The following is a 20110-nucleotide window of genomic DNA, read 5'->3' on the forward strand; positions in this document are numbered from 1 at the left end:
ATTGTTGTGCGGCGTCGAGCTGCGGTAGCGTCGTCGCAGTCGGCGGTGCTGAAGACCGTTTCCGGCGATTCGGCAGAATGGTTGGCCGCATATCCTATCGGTGAAGGAGAAATTGTGGATTTCAGCAAGCCGGACCTCGCAGCGGTACGGACGGCGGCCGCGACGATCGACGCCAGAGCGGTACTCGCCCTGCCACTCGGTCAGGAACCCGCCGCCGGCCGGCCCGCGGCCGCACTCGCGTTGTGGCTCGACGAGTCCGTGTCCACCGAGGAGCTCATCGCCGCCGCCGAGGCCCGGTGCGCCGTCCGGGAACCACGCCTGCACACCTTCGTCCCGCTGTACACGACCAACCACTGCGACTCCGAGTGCAAGATGTGCTCGATGCGCAAGGGCAACGCCCGCATGGAACGTAAGTTCGCCGGCCGCGACCAGATCCTCGAACAGCTCGGCATCCTGTACACCCACGAGGGCATCCGCGGCGTCGGCTTCCTGACCGGCGAGTACCAGGACAAGTACACCCGGCTCAGCACCGCGTTCCGGATCGGCTGGGCCATGCGCTCGGCCCTGGACATGGGCTTCGAGCGCATCTACTTCAACATCGGCAGCATGGAACCGGACGAGATCGCCGTCCTCGGCGAATGGGTACGCCCCGGCGAGCCGGTCACCATGTGCGTCTTCCAGGAGACCTACGACCGGGAGACGTACCGGCGGTTCATGGGCACCACCCCGCAGGACGTCCCCAAGGCCAACTTCGACCGCCGCGTGGTCTCCTTCGACCGGTGGCTCGACGCCGGCTTCACCTACGTCAACCCCGGCGTCCTGGTCGGCCTGCACGACGACCTCGCCGCCGAACTCGTCGACCTCGTCGCCCACGGCGCCCACCTGCGTGAACGCGGCGCCACCGTGGACATGTCCCTGCCCCGGATGCGCCCGGCCAACGCCTCCCGCGACACCACCCGGATCAAGGACGACGAGTACCTGCGCCTGCTCGCCATCGTCGCCTTCGTCTGCCCCGAACAACGCCTCGTGCTCACCACCCGCGAACCCCAGGAATTCCAGGACCGCGCGGTCGGCATGGCCGGCGTGTTCAGCCCGGGCAGCCCCGACGTCGCCCCGTACCGGGCCGGCAGCCAGGCCCAGAACGACGAGAACACCTCACAGTTCCTCGTCGCCGACCTGCGCCGACCCCGGCACATCCTCAGCCGGCTGGAAGCCGCCGGCATGCCGGTCGACCATTTCGTCGACCCGGCCGGCACCGCGACGGTCACGATCGGTTGACCACCCGGCCCGGCCGGACCCCGGTCTACCTGCTGCACGGCCTGCTCGGCACCGCGTACGGGCACTTCGGCGCCCAGATCCAGGCCTGGCAGGACGACCACCGGGTGATCCCGGTGGACCTGCCCGGCCACGGCCGCTGCCGGCTCGACGCCGGACCCGGATACCTGGACACCGCACTGGGCTACGTCCTCGCGATCGTCGAACGGTTCGGACCGGGCCGCCTGGTCGCCGCCTCCTACCTGGGCGGGCCCCTCGCCGTCCGCACCGCCACCGCCCGCCCCGACCTGGTCCGCTCGCTGGTGCTGACCGGTTTCGCCCCCGGCCTGGACCGCGACGTGTTCCTCACCCTGCTGGCCGGCTTCGGCCGGCTCGCCGACGCCGACACCGCCCTCAAGGCCGAGTACGAACGCCTGCACGGCCCCCGCTGGCGCGACACCCTGACCCGGTTCACCGAACACGCCGGACACGACTACGAGCACACGGCCCTGGTGCGCCCCGGCGACCTGGCCACGCTCGACACCGACACGCTGCTGCTCAACGGCACCCTCAAATCGGTCGAACGGCTGGCCGCCGGGGACACCCGGCGCCTCGGCCCCCGGGTGCACGGCCACGTCATCACCGGCGCCGGGCACATCGCCAGCCACGACGCGCCACAGGACTTCAACCAGGCCGTCGAGGCCTTCTGGAAGGAGGGGGCGCGATGAGCGACGACCTTCGGGCCCGGCTCAGCGACCTCGTACAGGAGAACGACCCGCACCGCCCGCTGGACTCCCTCGAGTCGGTGGTGGTCCGGGCCTACCTGACCGATCAGGGATACGGCGCACCCGCCGAGGGCGGCCCCCGCAACATCGAGGAGTGGGCGGCATGGGCCGACCGGCGTTCCAGCGTTTCCTGACCACGGCACCGGCCACCACCGGCGTCCGGTGGGGAACCGCGTCGGCCAGCTGGGCCGACCTGGCGGCGAACCGCTGCGACGACGTCCACCCCGGCGGTGCCTACCTGATCGATCCGTCGGCGGGCCTGGACTGCCTCGCCGCCCTGTTCGCGGTCGCCGCCGTACCCGACACCACACTGCTGTGGGCCGCACCCGGCACCACCGGCGGCACCACCCGTCCCCTCGCCCCCGGCCTGTACGCGACCGAGGCCCCCGTCACCGGCGACGACCGTCCGCTCTGGGCGGTCGCCACCTCGGGCAGCTCCGGCGCCGCCAAACTCGCCATCGGGCACGCCGACACCTGGGAACTGACCGCCCTGCACTACGACAGTGCCATGCTGCGACCCGCCTTCGACGGGCGTACCCCGGCGACGCTGGCCACCTGCCTGCCCCTGCAGTTCTCGGCCGCGTTCTTCATGACCGTGCTGCCGAGCCTGTTCCTGCGCCGCGACCTCGTCGTCTTCGCCCCGCACGACTGGTCGGCGATCGCCGCCACCCGCGGCGACACCTTCGTGCTCAGCGTGCCCGCCGTCACCGCCGCCGCCTGCATCGGCACCACCGCCCCCCTGGACCTCGACCACGTCGCGCTGTTCCTCGGCGGCGGCCACATCACCGCCACCCGCCTCGACCTGATCCGCGAACGCTTCCGCGGGGTGTCGGTGTCCAACCTCTACGGCACCGCCGAGACCGGGGCCATCGCCGTGGACCCCGACCCCGGCCACAACCGCCACCTCGGCCGGCCGATCCCCGGCAAGGCCGTCTGGATCCGCGAACCCGACGCCGACGGCATCGGCCGCGTCACCGCCGCCGGACCGGACTGCTGCGCCTACGTGTGGCGCCCCGGCGAACCGGCCCGGCCCACCGGCGGCAGCGTCTCCGGCACCGACTACGGGCGCTTCGACACCGACGGCAACCTGTGCCTGGAAGGCCGCGTCGACGGCGGCGAGAAACTGCGCGGCGTGCTCGTCTACCCGCGTACGGTCGAACGGCACCTGCTGCGGCTGCCGGGCGTCGCCGACGCCCGGGTCCTGGTCGAACGCACCGACGCCGGCATGGAACGGCTGGTCGCCCGGATCGTCGGCGACGTCGACCCGGGCGCGGTCCGCGAGCACTGCACCGCACTCACCGAGACACACCGGCCCGCCGTCGTCGACGTCGTCAGCGAACAGGCCGCCGGCGCGGTCTACAGCGCGAACGGCAAGCTGCGATGACCGCCGGCACCCGGCGCTACAAGGTCCGCCCGGACGCCTTCTACGTCCGGCGCCCCGACGGTGCCCGGCTGAGCAACAACACCGGCTCGTTCACCATCCGCGGCGCGGGAGCCTACCGGCTCGTCGCCGCCGTCCTCGATGCCCTCGACGGTGACCGCACCCTCGACGAGATCGTCACGGAACTGCCCGCCGCGGCCCGCCGCTCCGTGCTGGAACTGGTCACCACGCTGGACCGCAACGGCTTCCTCACCGAGGTCCGCCACCCGGGTGAGACCGTGCCGGACTGGCTCCGCCGGCTGTACCCGGCCCAACTGGACTTCCTCGAGCTGCACGCCGACCATCCGGTGGCCCGCTTCCACCGGGCCCGCTCGGCACCGGTGCTGCTGGCCGGCACCGGGCTCGCACTGACCGCACTGCTCGCCGCACTGACCGAATTCGGGCTGAGCCGCCTGCACGTGCTGGCCACCAAGGACGATGCCGACACCGTGGACGACGTGCTCGCCGGCGCGACCCGCCGCGACGCCGGGCTGCGCTGCGAGGTCTCCTACGCCGACCCGCCCGACCTGGGCGAGCTGACCGCCCGCGCCCGGCGCAGCGCCGCGCCGATGGTGCTGCTGGCCGGCGACGACCTCACCGCCGGGCCCGGCGCGGCCGCCGCGATCGGCCGGCTGTGGGCCGACCTGCGCGCCGACGGCCGCGACCTGGGCGTCCTCGGCAGGTGCGGCGACTTCACCGTGGCGTTGCCGGGCGGACCGGACGACTGCTGGGCCTGCCTGCACCGGCGGCTCACCGCCCACGCCGTGGCCACGACCGCACAACCGCTGCCCCTGGCCGCCGCCCCGGCCACCATAGCCGCACTCCACCTGGCCCAGCACACCTTCGTGACGCTGGCCGGCGCCACCGTGCCCGGCTTCGACCGGATCACGACCGTCGAGCCGGTCGTGCCCGCGGTCCGGACCCACCAGCGCCGCCGGCACCCCCGGTGCGACCGGCACGGACCACCGCCCGCCGCCGCCCCGGCGCGCGAGGACGATCAGGTCCGCCCGGACGTCCCCGCTCCCGAGAACCCGCCCGAACCGGCCGCGGTCGCGGACCGGATCGTCACCGCGACGACCGGATGGCTCGACCCCGTCCTCGGCCCGCTGCTGGCGCTGGGGGAGCAGGACGCCGACCAGATCCCGCTGGCGGTCAGCCGGTGCCGCGTCGCCGAGCCGCACAGCACCGCGATGTCCCCGGCAACCGTCACCGTCACCTGCCGGGCACTGGCCCCCCGGGAGGCCCGCAACCAGGTGGTGCTCGCCACCCTGGAACACCTCGCCGGAACGCTCGCCGCCGGGGCACTGCCGGCGGGCTGGGTCATCGGCGCCGGCTGGTCCCGGGCCGAGGCGCACTACCGGGCCCGGCTCGCCGCCGCAGCCCAGGCCACCGCGACCGGTCCGGTCGAGCACGACGACACCACGCCGCACCCGGTGCGCGAGTTCCTCACCGCGGAGCTCGCCGCGCGGAACGTGACCTGGCGGCAGACCGGGGTGCACACCACGACGACCGGATTCGTCCGCGTCACCCTGCACACCGGCGCCGGCCGGGTCACCGGTCACGGCGTCGACGCGGGTCACGCCCACGACAACGCCCTGCTGCGCGCGCTCGGGGACGACGTCGCGGCCGGCGACGCGTACACCCCGGCCCACCTGGCACCGCCGCACCCCACCTGGACCCGGGCCCTCGCCGCCCTGGACGCCACCGCCCGGCCCGCCCCGACCCGCGACCTGACACCTCTGCTGGGCTTCCTCGACGGCCACGCCTGTCTCATCGCGACGCCCGGGAGCCGGCCATGACCACCGCACCCGTCAGCACCGCGGCAGGTATCGAGGGGCTCGGCGTCGAGGTGGCCGGCACCGGACTGCTAGCCGGGCACCTCGCCACCCGCCTGACCGCCCCCGGACACCCGGTCCACGTGCTGGTCGCCGCCCTCGACGAGGTCGCGGCACACCACGACACCATGGTCGAATGCGTCGGCACCGGCCGGTCGCTGCTGTTCATCGGCACCTGGCGGGCCCTGGTCTACATCGGCCCGCTCTGGGCCCCCGGGCGCCCCGGCTGCGCCCGCTGCCTGGTCACCCGGGTGGCGAACTCGTCGTTCGGCCCCGACCTGGACGGCGACGCCACCGCGGAGTACCCGGCCCGCGACCGCACCACCTGGACCCTGCCCCCGGCCGCCGTCGCGATCGTCGAACGCTACGCCCAGGCCGCGCTGACCGGCGCCCTGAGCGGCGTCGTGGTCGTCGACACCCAGGCCGGCACCGTCGAGCCGCAGACACTGCTGCCGGACTCGACCTGCCCCACCTGCGGCGACCTGCGCGGCGACACCGTGCCCGCGTTCACCCCGGCGGACGTGCCGCTGCCCAAACTCGCCCCACGCACGCTGCGTACCGCCCAACTCGACGCGGACGTGATCGCCCACGACTACCTCTTCCCGGGGCTGGGGCTGTTCAAGGAACTCAAACAGGATCTGCAGAGCCCGTACGGTGCGTGCTCGGTCGAGTTGTCCACCCGCTGGGGCCGGCGCGAACCCGCGATCGGCCGGGCCCGCAGTTACGCCGACAGCCGTACCGTCGCGGTCCTGGAAGGACTGGAACGCTACGCCGGTATGCACCGCGGCGGCCGGCGGGCACCGGTCCGCGCCGCGTACGCCGACGTCGCCGACCGGGCCCTGTACCCGCCGCGACTCGGCACCCACCCCGCGGCGTCCTACGCCCGCGACGGCTTCGCCTACCGGGCGTTCGACCCGCAGACCGTCGTCGACTGGGTGTGGGCGTACTCGTTCGGCACCGGCGAACGGATCCTGATCCCCGAACGGGCCGCCTTCTGGGGTCCCCGCCACGACGACGAGATCTCCTTCGGCTACGACACCTCCAACGGCTGCGCCCTGGGCAACTCCGTCGAGGAGGCGATCCTGCACGGCCTGCGCGAGGTCGCCGAACGCGACTCGTTCCTGCTCACCTGGTATCGCAAGCTGGCCCTGCCGGAGATCGAACTGCCCACCGCCGGCCCCCTGGGCGCCCTGCTGCGCAAGGCGAGGCTCTTCACCGGGTTCGACATCCGCTGCTTCCGCTCCACCATGGAATACCACCTGCCCACGTTCTGGCTGGCGGCGGTGAACCGCCACGCCGGCGGCCCGGCCGTGCTCGCCGGCGCGGGCGCCCACCCCGACCCCGTGCAGGCGGTCACCGGTGGGCTGCACGAGCTGATCGGCAGCATCCTGGCCACCCGGCACAGCTACCCGCGGCGCCGCGCCGACGGCCTGCGGATGCTCGCCGACCCGGGCCTGATCCGGCGGATGGAGGACCACTCGCTGGCCGGAGCACTGCCCGAGGCCCGGGACCGGTACGCGTTCCTGCTCGACGGCCCCGGCCCGGTGCAGGCCCTCGACGAGATCGCCGGCACGGTCGCCGAGCACGACCCCGACCTGCGCGCCGACCTGTACCGCACCGTGCACGACCTCATCGCCACCGGACTCGACGTGCTGGTGGTCGACCAGAGCATGCCCGAACTGACCCGCAACGCTCTGTCCTGCGTACGCGTGCTCGTGCCCGGTCTGGTGCCGATGACCTTCGGGCACGTCAACCGGCGTACCGAAGGGCTGCCCCGGCTCAGTGCGGGCACCGGTGTCCCGTACCGAAGCACCCTGGCCCCCGGACAGGAGGCCGGCGATGTCCCGCACCCCTTCCCCTGACCCGGTCACCGCCCACCTGCGGGCGCTGCGCGAGGATCCGCAGTCGGTGAACCCGCCCGGCTGGCACGCCGACTTCGCCGACGGACCCTGGCCGGTGAAGGCCTACCAGGGCGGCCACCGGTCGCCGCCGGACGGCTCGCTGGCCCGGGTGCTGCACCGGGCGGTCGCCGTGACCGCGGTCCGCGGCCCCGGCACGACCCTGCGCCGGGCGGTGCCCTCCGGCGGCGCGATGTACCCCACCGAGGTCTACGTCGTCGCCCCGCACACCGGACGGTGCTGGCACGTGGACCCGTACCGTGGCGACCTGCTCGCCCTGCCCGGCACCGGCCCGACGGCGCGGCTGCGCGCCGGGCTGCGCCTGGGGGAGCATGACCCGCTGCCACCCGTGCTGCTGATGCTCACCAGCCGGTTCTGGAAGAACTTCTACAAGTACGGCACCTTCTCGTTCCGCCTCGGCGCGGTCGACGCCGGCGTGCTGCTGGGCCGGCTGCGACGCCTGGCCACCGCCGAATACGGTACGGCGCAGCCGGTCACCACGTTCGCCGACGAGGTGCTCAACGAGTACCTCGGCCTCGACGGCGACCAGGAGAGCGTCTACGCGGTCCTGGGCTGCGGCCGTCACCCGGGCGACGCACCGGACCCGCCCGCCGGGCCGGTCACCACGGCGCCGCCGGTGCTGGAACGCTCCCGGCGCATCAAACGCACCCCCGTGTTCGACCTGCTGCACACCGCCGCCCGCACCGGCGCCCCGGAGCACCCCACCACCGGCCCGGCCCCGGCCGGCGACCCACCCGGTGCCGCCGCGATCCTCCTGCCGCCGGCGCTGCCGGTCGACCTGCTCGACGACGACACCATCGTGCGGCGGCATTCCAACGGCCGCCACTTCACCGGGGCACCGGCGACCGCGGCGCAACTGGCGACCGTGCTGCGCACCACCGCCGACCAGAGCGACGCCACCGCCGGCCTGCCCGGCACCGACAGGTACGTCGCCGTGCACCGGGTGACCGGCATCCCGGCCGGCTGGTACGCCCACCGCCACGACCGCCTCGTCCCGGTCGGCCGGGGCCACGACCCCGGCCTCGGCCCGTACCTGCAACAGGCACTGTTCGGCGACACCGTCAACGCCGAGCTCGCCGCGTTCACCGTGCACATCGTCGCCGCACCGCACGACGGCCACCGGTCGGCCCGCGCCTACCGCACCCAGCAACTCGCCGTCGGGGTCGCCCTGGAAGCGGTGACCCTGACAGCGACCGCGGTGGGCCTCGGCAACCACCCGTTCCTCGGCTTCGACGCCCCCGCGATCGACGCCGCGTACGGCCTCGACGCGCACACCGCCGGAGCGCAAGCGCAGATCTGTGCCGGCCCGGTACGGCCCGGCCCCGAATGGGAAGTGACGGTGAGGCCCCGATGACCGGGCAGTTCAGTCCCTACCTGCTGGTCCGCCGCGGCACCCTCGGGCCGGACGCCCTGCGCGACCTCGTCCCGCACACGTTCTGGGCGCTGGTCGACGAGGCCGACGCGGCGGCCCGGCGGCGCGCACCCGTCCGCGACAAACTCACCGACGCCCTGCACCCGCTCGTCCCGGCGGCCGCCCCGCGGGACCGCCGGGAACTGCTGGCCCTGCGCCGCGCCGTGCACAACGACCGGGCACCCCGGGACCCCGTCCCGGCCGGCCTGCTCAGCGAACCGCTGCGCGACCTGCTCGAGGAATGGACCCGGGAACGGCGGGCCGCCGACGACCTCACCGCCCGCATCGAGCGGGCGCTGGCCCGCGAACTGGACGCCGGGCGCCGCGCGCTGGCCGCCCTGACCCGGCACGAGGACTTCGCCCGCGGTGTCCAGCTGTCCGGCGAGGACATGTACCGCGACGTCATGGCCTACGCGGCCGACCCGTTCGACCCGACCCGCAAGCCCAGCCGGACCCGGCGCGCGGAGAGCACGCTCACCAGCTTCGCCTACCGGGTGGCGCTCAAGCCCTCACCGTTCGGCACCTTCACCGAGATCGGCGCCGGACCCTGGCCTACCGGACCCACCGGCACGGACCGGCGGGTCCAGGTCCGGCTCAGTGTCGGCCTGCTGCAGTGGATGGTGCACCAGCTGCACCGCATCGACGGCGCCGACGACCTGCTGCGGATCCGGTTGAACAACACCCTGACCGTGCGCGACGGCCGGGCCGAGTTCATCCGCCGGCCGATGGAGGGCGCCGACTACGGCTTCGACGCCGACCGGGTGGTCTCCGCCCGCGAGACCGCTCTGCTCCGGCTGCTCATCACCGCCCTGAACCACGTTGACCAGGGCGACGGGGGCCTGACGGTCCGGCAGCTCGGCGACCGGCTCGTCACGGCCGGGCTGAGCGCCCCGGCCGCCGCCGACACCATCACCCGGCTCGTCCGGGCCGGTCTGCTGCACCGCGGTCTCGGCCTGCCCGACCAGACCACCGATCTGGCCGCCCGGGCCGAGGCCCTGCTGCGGCGGACCGGCACCGCACAGGCGCTCGCCTGCGCCGACATCTTCGCCGGGCTGCTCGCCATCGAGGCGGCCTACGGCCCGGCCCCCGCGTCGGTCCGCACCGGGCTGCTCGCCCGGCTCCGCGAGCTGGTGCACCACTTCGCCGAGGTCTGCGGCGGCCCGCCACCGGCCCGCGAGGCGATGCGCGCGGCGATGTACGAGGACGCCGGCACCACCGCACCCGCCCACTCCTGGACCCCGGACATGCTGACCGGCGACACCACCAACCTCGACCTGCTGCAACGCCTGGTCCCCGTGCTGGACGACGCCACCATCGAGAAACTGGGCCTCTACCGGTTCTTCACCGACCGGTTCGGTGTCGCCGCGCAGGTGCCCTTCGTCGAGCTGTACCGGCAGTTCGCCGACCTGAGCCCGGCGGCGGCCAGTGCCGTGATGTGCGGGGTGCAGGACACCGAGGCCACCGCCGTGCACCGCTACCGCGACGAGTTCTTCGACCTGCTGCGCGCCCGGCTGGCCGCCGACCCCACCGCCGAACAGCTCCGCCTCGACCCGGCCGAGCTGCACGCCTTCGCCGACCGGCTGCCCGCCTGGGTGCCACCGTGGCGCTCCGCGGCCTACCGTGTGCAGTTCGACCGGGCCGCCGGCACCACCGTGGTCAACGGCATGACCACCGGGCACGGCGTGTTCTACTCCCGGTTCTGCGACCTGCTCGAACCGGACGGCCCCGGCGGCTGGAGCCTGGCCACCACGCTGCGCGACCACATCGCCCGGACCAGCCCCCGGCAGACCGACATCACCACCGTGCTCGGCCTCAACTTCAACCTGCACCCCGGTCTCAACCCGCTCGAGCTGGTCTACCCGGGATCGGTGGGCACCCCCGGCACCCCGGCGGCGCTGACCCTCGCCGACCTCACCGTGCGCACCGACCCCGAGCACCGGCGGCTCGTGCTGGTGTCGCGCCACGACGACCGGCCGATCGACCTGGTGCCGCTGAACTTCCTGTACCCGGCCGCCGCCCCGCCGCTCTACCGGTTCCTGTGCGCGTTCGCACCGACGCGCACCTACCGCGGCGGGCTCTGGGACCAGCTCGACCGCGTCCACCGCCCCGGCCCGGGCTACCGGCCCCGGCTCGTCCTCGGCGACCTCGTCCTGGACCGCCGCTCGTGGCGCTTGCGCACCGCACAACTGCCGGCACTGGCCGAGGTCGAACGCTTCGACAGCACCGGACTGGCCACCTTCGACGCCTGGCGGCGCGCGACCGGGCTGCCCCGTGAGCTGTTCTTCCGGATGCTGGCCGCCCCCGTGCTGCCCGCCGGCGACCGCGACCTGCTCGCCGAGACCCGCCAGTGGGCGCTGGAGGCCCGCAGCGCCCGGCTGCACAAACCGCACTACCTCGACACCCACAACCCGTTCCTGACCCACGTGCTGGCCAAACAGGCCCGCGCCATGCCGGACGGCACGGTCCTGCTGCAGGAATGCCTGCCCGTCCCGGCCCACCAGCACACCCTCACCCCCGCGGAGGAGTTCTTCGTGGAGTACAACCGGGAGGCCCCCGATGCCCGATGAGGTCTGGAGCAGCCTGCACGTCCACCGCTTCGGCGGCCAGGACGACCTGCTCACCGATGCTGTCGCCCCCGTCCTGGCCCGGCTGCGCGAGCAGGACCGGGTCCGGCGGGCGTTCTTCCTGCGCTACTGGGAGGGCGGGCACCACGTCCGGATCCGGGTACGCACCCCGCGCGCCCAGGCCGCGGCGGTGACCGCGGAACTGACCGCCGACCTGACCCGCCACCTGCGCGAGCACCCTGACGACGTGCCGTTCGACCTGGACGAATTCCACCGTGAGGCGCAACCCACCATGGCCGCCCTCGAAGGCGTACCGGCCGGCCCGATGTATCCCCCCGGCACCGTGCGCGCCGCGGCCTACGAACCCGAGCCCGGCAAGTACGGCGGCCCCGCCGGCGTCGCCATCGCCGAGCGCTTCTTCGACCGCAGCTCCACCGTGGTCCTGGCCGCCCTGCCCCGGCTGACCGAACGTCCGGCCCGGCGCCTCGGACTCGCCTTCACGATGATGCTGCGCGGGCTGTGCGCCGCCGGGCTCACCCCCGGGCAGATCGCCGCGTTCTTCAGCCACTACTGCCGGCTCTGGTCCCCGTACGTGTTCGACGAGTTCCTCGACACCTGGCCCGCCCTGCTCGCCGAACGCCGCGCGGCCGTCACCGAGCAGGCCCACCGGATCCTGGCCGGCCCGCACCGCGACGCCTACAGCAGCGCGGTGGGTGACGCCGTCAACGCCGCGCACGCCGACCCCACCGTGCTGCCCGCCGTCACCCTCGCCGGCCCGGACGCCGGCCCGGTCCGCCGCCGCGACGTGCTGCTCGCCAGTTACCTGCACACCCACAACAACCGGCTCGGCCTGTCACCCGAACGCGAGGCCCTGCTCGGTTTCCTCGGCCATCACGTCGCCACCGCGTGCGCCGGCACCCCCGCGGACCCGGACCTCATCGACCGGATCCGCACCCACCGGGCCCGCCGCCTGGCCACCCTCACCTGACCCGACCCCACGGAGGACACCCATGGACGTGACCGCGCGACCGTACCCGTACGCCCGGACCAGCCCGTTCCTCGAACCGCCCGAGTGGGCCTGGATCCGCGCGAACGAGCCCGTCACCGCCGTGAAACTGGCCAGCGGCGACCCGGCCTGGCTGGTGACCCGCTACGAGGACGTCCGAGCGGCGATGCTCGACCCGCGCTTCAGCCGCACCATCAACCGCCCCGGCGCCTCCCGGGTCGACACCGGCTACAAGGCCGACGCCGCCAGCCCGGTGTTCACCTTCGGCGGATCGATCAACGAACCGCCCGGGCACACCCGCTGGCGGCGGATCGTGGCCAAGGCGTTCACCCAGCGCCAGGCCGACGCGATGCAACCGCACATCGCCGCGCACACCGACCAGATCCTCGACACGCTCACCGCCCGCGGCGACACGTTCGACCTCATGGCCGACTTCGCCTACCAGCTGCCCATCCGGGTGATCTGCGACCTGCTCGGCATCGAGGTGGACAACCGGCCCGAGTTCACCGCGCTGGCCGCCAAGCTCACCCGCCGCGACATGCAGTCGTCGTTCGCCGACTTCGGCGAGGCCCTCGGCGGCATCGGCCGGTACGCCGCCACCCTCATCGCCCGCAAACGCCGCTCCCAGGGCGACGACCTGCTCAGCAAACTCATCACCCTGCGCGACGAGGACGAGTCCCAGCTGTCCAATGAGGAACTGATCTCCACCGTCATCCTGCTGCTGATGGCCGGTTACGAGAGCACCGCCGTCCAGCTCGGCAACGCTTTCTACGCCCTGCTGCTCAACCCGACGCAACTGGCCCTGCTGCGCGAGCGCCCGGAGCTCATCGCCAACGCCGTCGAGGAACTGCTGCGCTGGGCCCAGATGGGCACTGGATTCGCGGTGGCCAAGCACGCCACCGCGGACATCGAGCTGGGCGGCGTCACCATCCCCGAGGGCGCCACCGTGTTCGTGTCACTCGGCTCGGGAAACCGTGACACCTCGGTGTTCGGCGTCGACGCCGGCCTGCTGGATCTGACCCGCGAGCGGGCCGGTGCGCAGATCGCCTTCAGTTACGGCCCGCACTACTGCCTCGGCGCCGCCCTGGCCCGCACCGAGATGCGTGAGGCCATCTCCCGCATGCTGGCCCGGTTCCCGCGGCTGCACCTGGCCGGCGATCCCGGCGACGTGGTCCTGGCCAGCAACCTGTTCACGTACTACCCGCGGGAGCTGCCGGTGGCCGTCGGCGGTGCCCGGTGACCGGTTCGCTGAGTACGGGGTCGCTGAGCACCGCCGCGCTGCCACCGGGACTGTTCTGGGACGCCGACCGGGGCCGGCTGAAGGTCCGCGACCCCCGCCTGGCCGAGATCGCGCTGCGCGACCCGCACATCATCACCGGCGTCGACCACGGCAAGAGCGCCGGTGCCGGCACCCCACCGCCCCTCGGGCAGGCCCCGACCATCACCGAGTTCTTCGAACTCTGGTACACCGTCGGACCGCGCTACCAGCAGTTCAACACCGAACTTCGCAAGGTCTTCACGGTACGGGCGGTGGCCCCGTTCGAGCCGGCCATGCGGGCCCAGGCGACCCGGGCGGCGGCCGCGCTGCCACCGGCCGGGGACCTGGCCCGCGACTACCTCTCGCCGTACCTGATGCACAGCACGTTCCTGCTGCTCGGCGTCCCGGAACCGGAGTGGCCGCGGCTCACCAAGGTCGCCCGCCTGGTCATCCACCTGTTCAAACAGCAGCTGCTCGGCGTCACCGGGCACGGCCCCCGCGAGGCCGCCGCGTTCGCCACCGCCATGCACTACCTCGAGCAGCTCACCGGCCGGCTGCTCACCGGGCCGGGCGAGGAACCGTTCCTGCTCGCCGCGCGCCGGCTGGCCGGCCTCGACCCGGGCCCCTGGCCGATCGCCGCGCTGATCGGCCAGCTGCTGATGGCCGGCATCGAACCGATGATCGTCGGGTCGAGCATCGCCTGCCGGGACATCTGGTCCACCCCGCGGCTGCGCACCGCACTGCTGACCGGCACGGTCGCCGCGGCCGACCTGGCGGAGGAGGTGCTGCGCCAGCACCCGCCGTTCGGCAACATCTTCCGCTTCGTCGTCCAGCCGTGCACCTGCCTCGGGGTGCCACTGCCGGCCGGCACCATCGTGGCGATCGACGTGGCCGCGGTGAACCTGCACACCACCCCGGCCGCCGACCCCGCCCACGGCTGCCCGGTGCGCACCGGCGAGGTGCTCACCTTCGGCAAGGGCACCCACTACTGCCTCGGGTCGCACAGTGCCCGCCTCCAGGTGGCCACGGGACTGGACCGGCTCGTGCACGAGCAACCCGGCCTGCGGATCGACGGGGAGGGCACCCGCATCGACACCCACAACAACCTCAAGGAGGTACGGGCCGTCCCGTACCGGATCGGTCCCGGGGCATGACCGTCGATCCCGGCCCGGCCACCGTCCCGGGCCTGCACCGGCGCGCCGGCACCGGCCAATGGATCGTGCGCACCCACGCCCTGGCCGATATCGTGCTGCGCGATCCGCACGTCGGCATGGTGCTGCGGCCCGACCGGAGCGCCACCGAACTGCCCGGGCCCGGCGACGTCCCCACCGTGACCCAGTTCTTCGCGCTCTGGTACCACCGCGGCGCCGCCCACCCCACGTTCGGCAAGGTGCTGCGCCGCGCCTACGCGCCCGGCGCGGTCAACGGTCACGCCGGCGGCTTCGCCGCGCTCGCGACCGCCCGCGTCGCCGCCCTGCCCCCGGCCGGTGACCTGGTCAGCGCCTACATCGAACCGTTCTGTCTCGACTCCACGCTTCGCCTGATGGGCTTCCCGGCGGCCCGCTGGCCGACCCTGACCAAGACCTACCACGTCATGATGGCCGTGGTGCGCCGGCGATTCCGCGGCGGCGAACCGGCACCACGGCAGGCCGCCGCGTTCGCCGCCGCGCTGCGCTACCTGCGCACCGCGGTGACCGAGCTGACCGATACCGGTGACGCACCGCTCGCCGACGGCCTGCGGACATACGCGCGGGCCCACGGCGCGGATCCCTGGGCCGACGTCGCCACGGTGGCCCAGCTGCTGGCCGCCGGGGTGCCCCAGGTGACCACCGCCATCGGCGTCGCCTGCCGGGCGGTGTACCGCGACCCGGCGCTGCTGGCCGCCGCCCGGGCCGGGGACACCGACATCGCCGGCATCGCCGAGGAGGCCATGCGCCTCGCCCCGCCCTTTCTCGGCGTGTACGGCTGGCTGACCGAGGACTGCGACTGCCTCGGGGTGCGGCTCACCGCCGGCGAAGCGATCGTCGTGGACATCCCCGCGGTCAACCTCGACCCCGCCAGGGTCGATGACGCCACCGCGTTCTGCCCGGCCCGCAGCCGCACGGACAACGTCACGTTCGGCAAGGGCGGACACTACTGCCTCGGCGCGGTCAGCGCCCGGCTCCAGGTGACCGCCGGGCTGACCGCGCTGGTCCGGCACGAGCAGGTGCACCCGGACCTCGCCGGATACCGCCTGGGCGACGACGGGTTCGCCCAGACGGTGCACGCCCTGCCGTACCGGTGACGTCAGGCGGTGGGTGGTAGCTTCGTGAGGTTGTTCTCGGCCGGGGAGGCTCATGGGATCCACCGGCGACCCGCTGGTCCGGGCCGCGGTGCTGGGTGGACTCCGGCAGCGGGCCTGGTCCGTGCTGACGGTGTCGGCGTTCCTGGTGCTCGCCGCCGCCGGGGCGGCCGGCCCGATGTTCGCCGAGGCCTCCGACAACGCCACCTTCCAGGCGAACCGCGCCCGGATCCCGCCGACCGCCCGCGAGAACGACGCCCCGGTCGTCCGGCTGTCGGCGAACGTCGGCACCGGCAGCCTCGACCAGGTGCCCGTGCTGGCGGACCTGCGTCAGGTGCCGGGGCTGGGCGAGCCCGATCTCACCGGCGGCTCGGCCGGCGCCGAGGTGTCCACCCCGGACCCGTGGGAGTCCACGGTGGGTGTGGGCGACCGCCGCGAGCGTGGCCGGTTGTTCGCCGTCGGGACACCCGCCGCCGAGCTGGTCGCGGTCGGCGCCACGGCCGGGGGTGGGGGAGTCTGGCTGCCCGAACCGATGGTCGCCGGTCTCGGCGTGCGACCCGGGGACACCGTCGAGATCGCGGTCGTCCGCGGCGCGTCCGGACAGCCCCGCCGGGTCTCCACACCGGTGGCGGGCGTCTACGCCGTCGACACCGGCGGCCGCCTGCCGGCCGATGCGCCCGGCAGCCGGCACTGGGCGGTGCGGCAGGGCGACACCCCCGGCGACACCGAGTACCGCACCCTGCCGGCGTATCTCGTGATCGGTGACGTCGCCACCGTCGAGCGGCTGGCCGTGGCCGTGGACGACCAGATCTTCTGGTCGGCCGAGGCCGCCCTCACGCCCGGCGTGACGCTGGCACAGGCCCGGCGCACGGCCGGTGCCGTGGAGGACCTGCGCCGGCGGTACGCGACCGTGGTTCCCGCCGTGGGCGAGAGCCCGCTGACCCTGCGCTTCGCCAGCGGCATCGGCCGCATCGTCGCCACCGCCGGGCAGACCACCGCGGCGGTACGCCACCGCATCCGCCCCGTGCAGTGGGCCGCGACCGCCGTCGGGGTGGCATCGGTGCTGGCCGTGGCCCTGCTGTCGGCGCGGCGCCGCGAACGGGAGCTGCGCCACGCGGTCGCCACCGGGATGTCACCGGCCCGGATCAGCGGAGTGTGGCTGCTCGAACATCTGCTGCCGGCGGTGCTCGGAGCGGCACTCGGCTGGCTCGCCGCCTGGCAGCTCGTGCGGCTCCTGGGACCGCCCGGAACCATCGAGGAGTCGCTGCTGCCGGCCGCCCTGACCGGTTCGGCGGTCGTCCTGGCCGGACTGGCCACGGTCGGCGCGGTCGCCGCGTCCACAGCGGCCCGCCGGGTCCGGCCCGCACCACCCGCCACCGCGCGGCGCACCCTGCCGTGGACGACGATGCTGGTGGTCGTCACCCTGGTCGCCGTCGCCGGGCTCACCGGCACCGGCAGCCCCGCGGGCGGCGTGGACCTGCTCGTCCCGCTGCTGGTGCTCGCCGCGGCCGGCCTGCTCTGCGGGTGGATCCCGGGCCGGCTGGGCCGCGCCGCCCGGCTGCCCACCTCGTCGGCCCTGGCCGCGGTGTGGCTCGCCCGCCGCCGGCTGGGCGCCGGCGGGACCGAACGCCGGCTCGCCGTCGTCGTGGTCACCACCGGTCTCGGGATGCTGCTGTTCGCCCTGTCCGCGGTGCGGGCCACCGAGGTCTCCGTCGACGACCGGATCGCGGTGGCCGCCGGCGCGGAGGGTGTCGCCACCCTGGAGGGCTCCTGGGAACTCGACGACGCGGCGGTCCTGTCACCCGCCCCGGATCCGCTCGGGACACCACCGGCCGGGCCGCTCGCCGGGGTCCGCGTCCCGCCGCTGCCACCGGGGAACACCGTGGTCTGGCGCGCCGACGTCACGACGCCGCTCGACGACGACCAGAAGGACCTGCTGATCATCGACCCGGCCCGGTTCGGTGACGTCGCCCTGTGGGGCCGCGGCGCGGACCTGGCGGCGGCGCGCACCGCCGTGGCGCAGCTGGCGGCCGCACCGGTGGACGAGGGCGGGGCGGTCCGGGCGATCGCCGTCGGCGACCCCGCCTCGGCCCGGGTCACCACGGTGCGGGCGACGGTGGGTTACGCCACCGAGGACCTGACGGTGGCGGCCCGGGTGGCCGCTTTCCCCGGGATGCGGGGCCGGGCGATGTACGTCGTCGCCGCCGGACCCCTGTTCGCCCGGCTCGGCGTCGACGACCCCCGGCTGCGGCCCCGGACCCGGCAGAGCGGCACCCTGGCCATCCAGACCTTCCTCTGGAGCTCCGCCGGCGCCGCCGGGGTGCAGGCCGTCACGGCACCCCGGGGCGTCGTGCCCGAATACCTCACCACCGCCACCCAGCTGCGGCAGGACGCCCTGTACGTCGCCACCGGCCGGGCCCGCGGCTACCAGGTGGCCATCGCCGGCTACCTGGCCCTGCTCGCGGTCCTGACCCTGGGCATCTACGCCCAGCGCACCGCGGTGCTGCGCCGCCCGTCGGACCTCATGCTGGCGCGGATCGGATTCGGGCCGGCCCGGATCCGGCGGGCCCGGGCGCTGGAGTTCCTGCTGCTGGCCGGCGTCGCGTTCGCCGCGGCGGTGGCCGGCGTCGCCGCGCTCACCCCGATCGCCGCCCGGCTGCTCGACGACCAGCCCGGACTGCTGCCCCGGTTCGAGTTCCAGCTCTCCGCGACCGGGCTGCTCGTCACCGCGGGCACCGCCGCCGTGGCCACCCTGCTGGCGGTGGCCCTGACCACGGTGCGCTCGGCGAGCGCGGAGGAGGACGCCTACCGTGACGACTGAGGTGGTACCGCTGCTGGAGGGCCGCGAACTGCTCCAGCTGTACGCCGCGCCGACCGGGGCCACCCCGGCCCTGCGCGGCGTCGACGTGACGGTGACCGGCGGCCGGATCAGTGCCATCATCGGTCCCTCGGGCAGCGGCAAATCCACGTTGCTGGCCGTCCTCGCACTGCGCGAGCGGCCCACCGGCGGCGAACTGCGGCACCGCGGCGTCCTGGTGTCCGGCCTGTCCCGCCGCCGGCTGCACCACCTGCGGCGCCGGGAGATCGGCTGGGTGGCGCAACGACCCACGCACAGCCTGTTCCCCCAGCTCACCGCGCGCGAGCAGATCGAGCAGACGGCCCGGCTCCGCGGGGTCCGGTGCGACGTCGACGCCGCCCTGGCCGAGGTGGACCTGACCGCCCGGGCCACCGCCCGCCCGTCCGTGCTGTCCGGCGGCGAGCAGCAACGGCTCGCGGTCGCCGCGGCCGCGGTCGGGGCACCGGCCCTGCTGATCGCCGACGAACCGACCGCCGAGCTCGACGACGAATCCGCGGCGCTGGTCCTGCGGTTGTTCCGCGCCCGCGCCGGGCAGGGCAGCGCCGTGGTCCTCGCCACCCACGACGTCCGGGCCGTCACGGCGGCCGACACCGTGCTCCGCCTGCGCCACGGGGTGCTGTCCGGCACCCACGACACCGGGCAGGACCGCACGGCGACGATCGACGGCCTCGGCCGGTTGCAGCTGCCCGAGGAGGCGATCCCGCTGTTCCCCGGCGGGCGGGTGGTCGTCACCGTCACCGGCGGGCACGTCGAGCTGCACCGCCCACGGGACCGGGCATGAGCGAACCGGTGGTCGAGATCCGCGGGGTCAGCCACACCAGGGGAGCGGGCTCCGCCGCGACACCCGTGCTCCGGGAGGTGGACCTGACCCTGGCGCCGGGAACGACCGCTGTCCTCGCCGGCCGGTCGGGCTCCGGCAAGTCGACCCTGTGCCACCTGGTCGCGGGCGTCATGACACCCACCACCGGACAGATCCTCGTCGCGGGCCACCCGGTCCGGGCGGCCCGCGGGCGGACTCCGGTCACGGACTGGGCGACGGTGTCCCTGCTGCCGCAACGGCTCGCCCTCGAACCCGGCCTCACCGTCGCCGAGAACGTGCTGCTCCCCGCCGGGCTGCGCGGCCGGCGACCGGCCGGCGACCTGCTGGACCGGCTGGGACTCACCCCCATCGCCCGGCGGCCCGCCCGCGAGACGTCCCTCGGCGAACAGCAGCGCACCGCCCTGGCCCGTGCCCTGGTGCTGGACCCCGCCGTCGCGGTGCTCGACGAACCGACCGCGCACCAGGACGACGACCATGTCCGGCTGATCCTCGACGTGCTCGCCGCCGCGGTCGGCTCCGGCATGCTCGCCCTCGTGGCCACGCACGACCAGCGGGTGATCGACGCGGCCGGCGTCGTCGTGCGGATGGCCTCCGGCCGCATCGTCCCCGGGCCGGCCTGACCGGCGGGGCGGCACCGCAAGGTTTTCGCAAGGTGTCCGGCCCGGGCGTCACCGATACTTGAGGCCAGTGGTCGACACCG

The 20110-nt window shown here is 74.4% G+C and carries 15 protein-coding genes; all 15 read left to right on the forward strand.

Going from position 1 to position 20110, the window contains the following annotated elements; all coding sequences use genetic code 11:
• Positions 1–114 precede the first annotated feature (114 nt).
• From nocL to ACIA6A_RS07465, 15 genes are read left to right on the forward strand one after another with little or no spacing between them, the layout of a single operon-like run.
• A complete protein-coding gene (gene nocL / locus ACIA6A_RS07395; RefSeq protein ID WP_396096597.1) occupies positions 115–1278 on the forward strand; it encodes a 3-methyl-2-indolic acid synthase in 1164 nt (387 codons plus the stop codon).
• A complete protein-coding gene (locus ACIA6A_RS07400) occupies positions 1275–1982 on the forward strand; it encodes an alpha/beta fold hydrolase (RefSeq protein WP_396096598.1) in 708 nt (235 codons plus the stop codon). Before nocL ends, ACIA6A_RS07400 begins: the two co-directional genes overlap by 4 nt.
• Positions 1979–2173 carry a hypothetical protein gene (locus ACIA6A_RS07405; RefSeq protein WP_396096599.1) on the forward strand — a complete coding sequence of 65 codons (195 nt, stop codon included), beginning with the start codon at positions 1979–1981 and terminating at the stop codon, positions 2171–2173. Before ACIA6A_RS07400 ends, ACIA6A_RS07405 begins: the two co-directional genes overlap by 4 nt.
• Positions 2143–3423: an AMP-binding protein gene (locus ACIA6A_RS07410; RefSeq protein WP_396096600.1), complete on the forward strand. Its 1281-nt coding sequence runs from the start codon at positions 2143–2145 to the stop codon at positions 3421–3423. The genes ACIA6A_RS07405 and ACIA6A_RS07410 overlap by 31 nt, the downstream gene beginning before the upstream one ends.
• Positions 3420–5258: a PqqD family protein gene (locus ACIA6A_RS07415; protein WP_396096601.1), complete on the forward strand. Its 1839-nt coding sequence runs from the start codon at positions 3420–3422 to the stop codon at positions 5256–5258. Before ACIA6A_RS07410 ends, ACIA6A_RS07415 begins: the two co-directional genes overlap by 4 nt.
• On the forward strand, positions 5255–7156 hold the full coding sequence (locus ACIA6A_RS07420) for a TOMM precursor leader peptide-binding protein (protein WP_396096602.1): 1902 nt from the start codon (positions 5255–5257) through the stop codon (positions 7154–7156). The genes ACIA6A_RS07415 and ACIA6A_RS07420 overlap by 4 nt, the downstream gene beginning before the upstream one ends.
• Positions 7134–8567, forward strand: a complete 1434-nt coding sequence (locus ACIA6A_RS07425; protein ID WP_396096603.1) for a hypothetical protein — start codon at positions 7134–7136, stop codon at positions 8565–8567. The genes ACIA6A_RS07420 and ACIA6A_RS07425 overlap by 23 nt, the downstream gene beginning before the upstream one ends.
• Complete coding sequence (locus ACIA6A_RS07430; RefSeq protein WP_396096605.1) at positions 8564–11191, forward strand: lantibiotic dehydratase; 2628 nt, start codon at positions 8564–8566, stop codon at positions 11189–11191. Before ACIA6A_RS07425 ends, ACIA6A_RS07430 begins: the two co-directional genes overlap by 4 nt.
• Complete coding sequence (locus tag ACIA6A_RS07435; RefSeq protein ID WP_396096606.1) at positions 11181–12176, forward strand: lantibiotic dehydratase C-terminal domain-containing protein; 996 nt, start codon at positions 11181–11183, stop codon at positions 12174–12176. Before ACIA6A_RS07430 ends, ACIA6A_RS07435 begins: the two co-directional genes overlap by 11 nt.
• A gap of 22 nt (positions 12177–12198) precedes the next feature.
• Entirely contained in the window at positions 12199–13434 is a 1236-nt protein-coding gene (locus ACIA6A_RS07440) for a cytochrome P450 (protein ID WP_396096607.1), read from the forward strand.
• Positions 13431–14606: a hypothetical protein gene (locus ACIA6A_RS07445; protein WP_396096608.1), complete on the forward strand. Its 1176-nt coding sequence runs from the start codon at positions 13431–13433 to the stop codon at positions 14604–14606. Before ACIA6A_RS07440 ends, ACIA6A_RS07445 begins: the two co-directional genes overlap by 4 nt.
• The gene (locus ACIA6A_RS07450; RefSeq protein WP_396096609.1) at positions 14603–15736 is read left to right on the forward strand and encodes a cytochrome P450; all 1134 of its coding nucleotides are present in this window, start codon (positions 14603–14605) and stop codon (positions 15734–15736) included. The genes ACIA6A_RS07445 and ACIA6A_RS07450 overlap by 4 nt, the downstream gene beginning before the upstream one ends.
• Before the next feature lie 52 nt (positions 15737–15788).
• Positions 15789–18554, forward strand: coding sequence for an FtsX-like permease family protein (locus tag ACIA6A_RS07455; protein WP_396096610.1), 2766 nt, complete (start codon positions 15789–15791; stop codon positions 18552–18554).
• Positions 18544–19371, forward strand: a complete 828-nt coding sequence (locus tag ACIA6A_RS07460) for an ABC transporter ATP-binding protein (protein ID WP_396096611.1) — start codon at positions 18544–18546, stop codon at positions 19369–19371. Before ACIA6A_RS07455 ends, ACIA6A_RS07460 begins: the two co-directional genes overlap by 11 nt.
• On the forward strand, positions 19368–20030 hold the full coding sequence (locus ACIA6A_RS07465; protein WP_396096612.1) for an ABC transporter ATP-binding protein: 663 nt from the start codon (positions 19368–19370) through the stop codon (positions 20028–20030). The genes ACIA6A_RS07460 and ACIA6A_RS07465 overlap by 4 nt, the downstream gene beginning before the upstream one ends.
• The last annotated feature ends 80 nt before the right edge of the window (positions 20031–20110 follow it).

Origin of the sequence: Actinoplanes sp. NPDC051494 (assembly GCF_044454705.1) — a bacterium.
GTDB lineage: Bacteria > Actinomycetota > Actinomycetes > Mycobacteriales > Micromonosporaceae > Actinoplanes.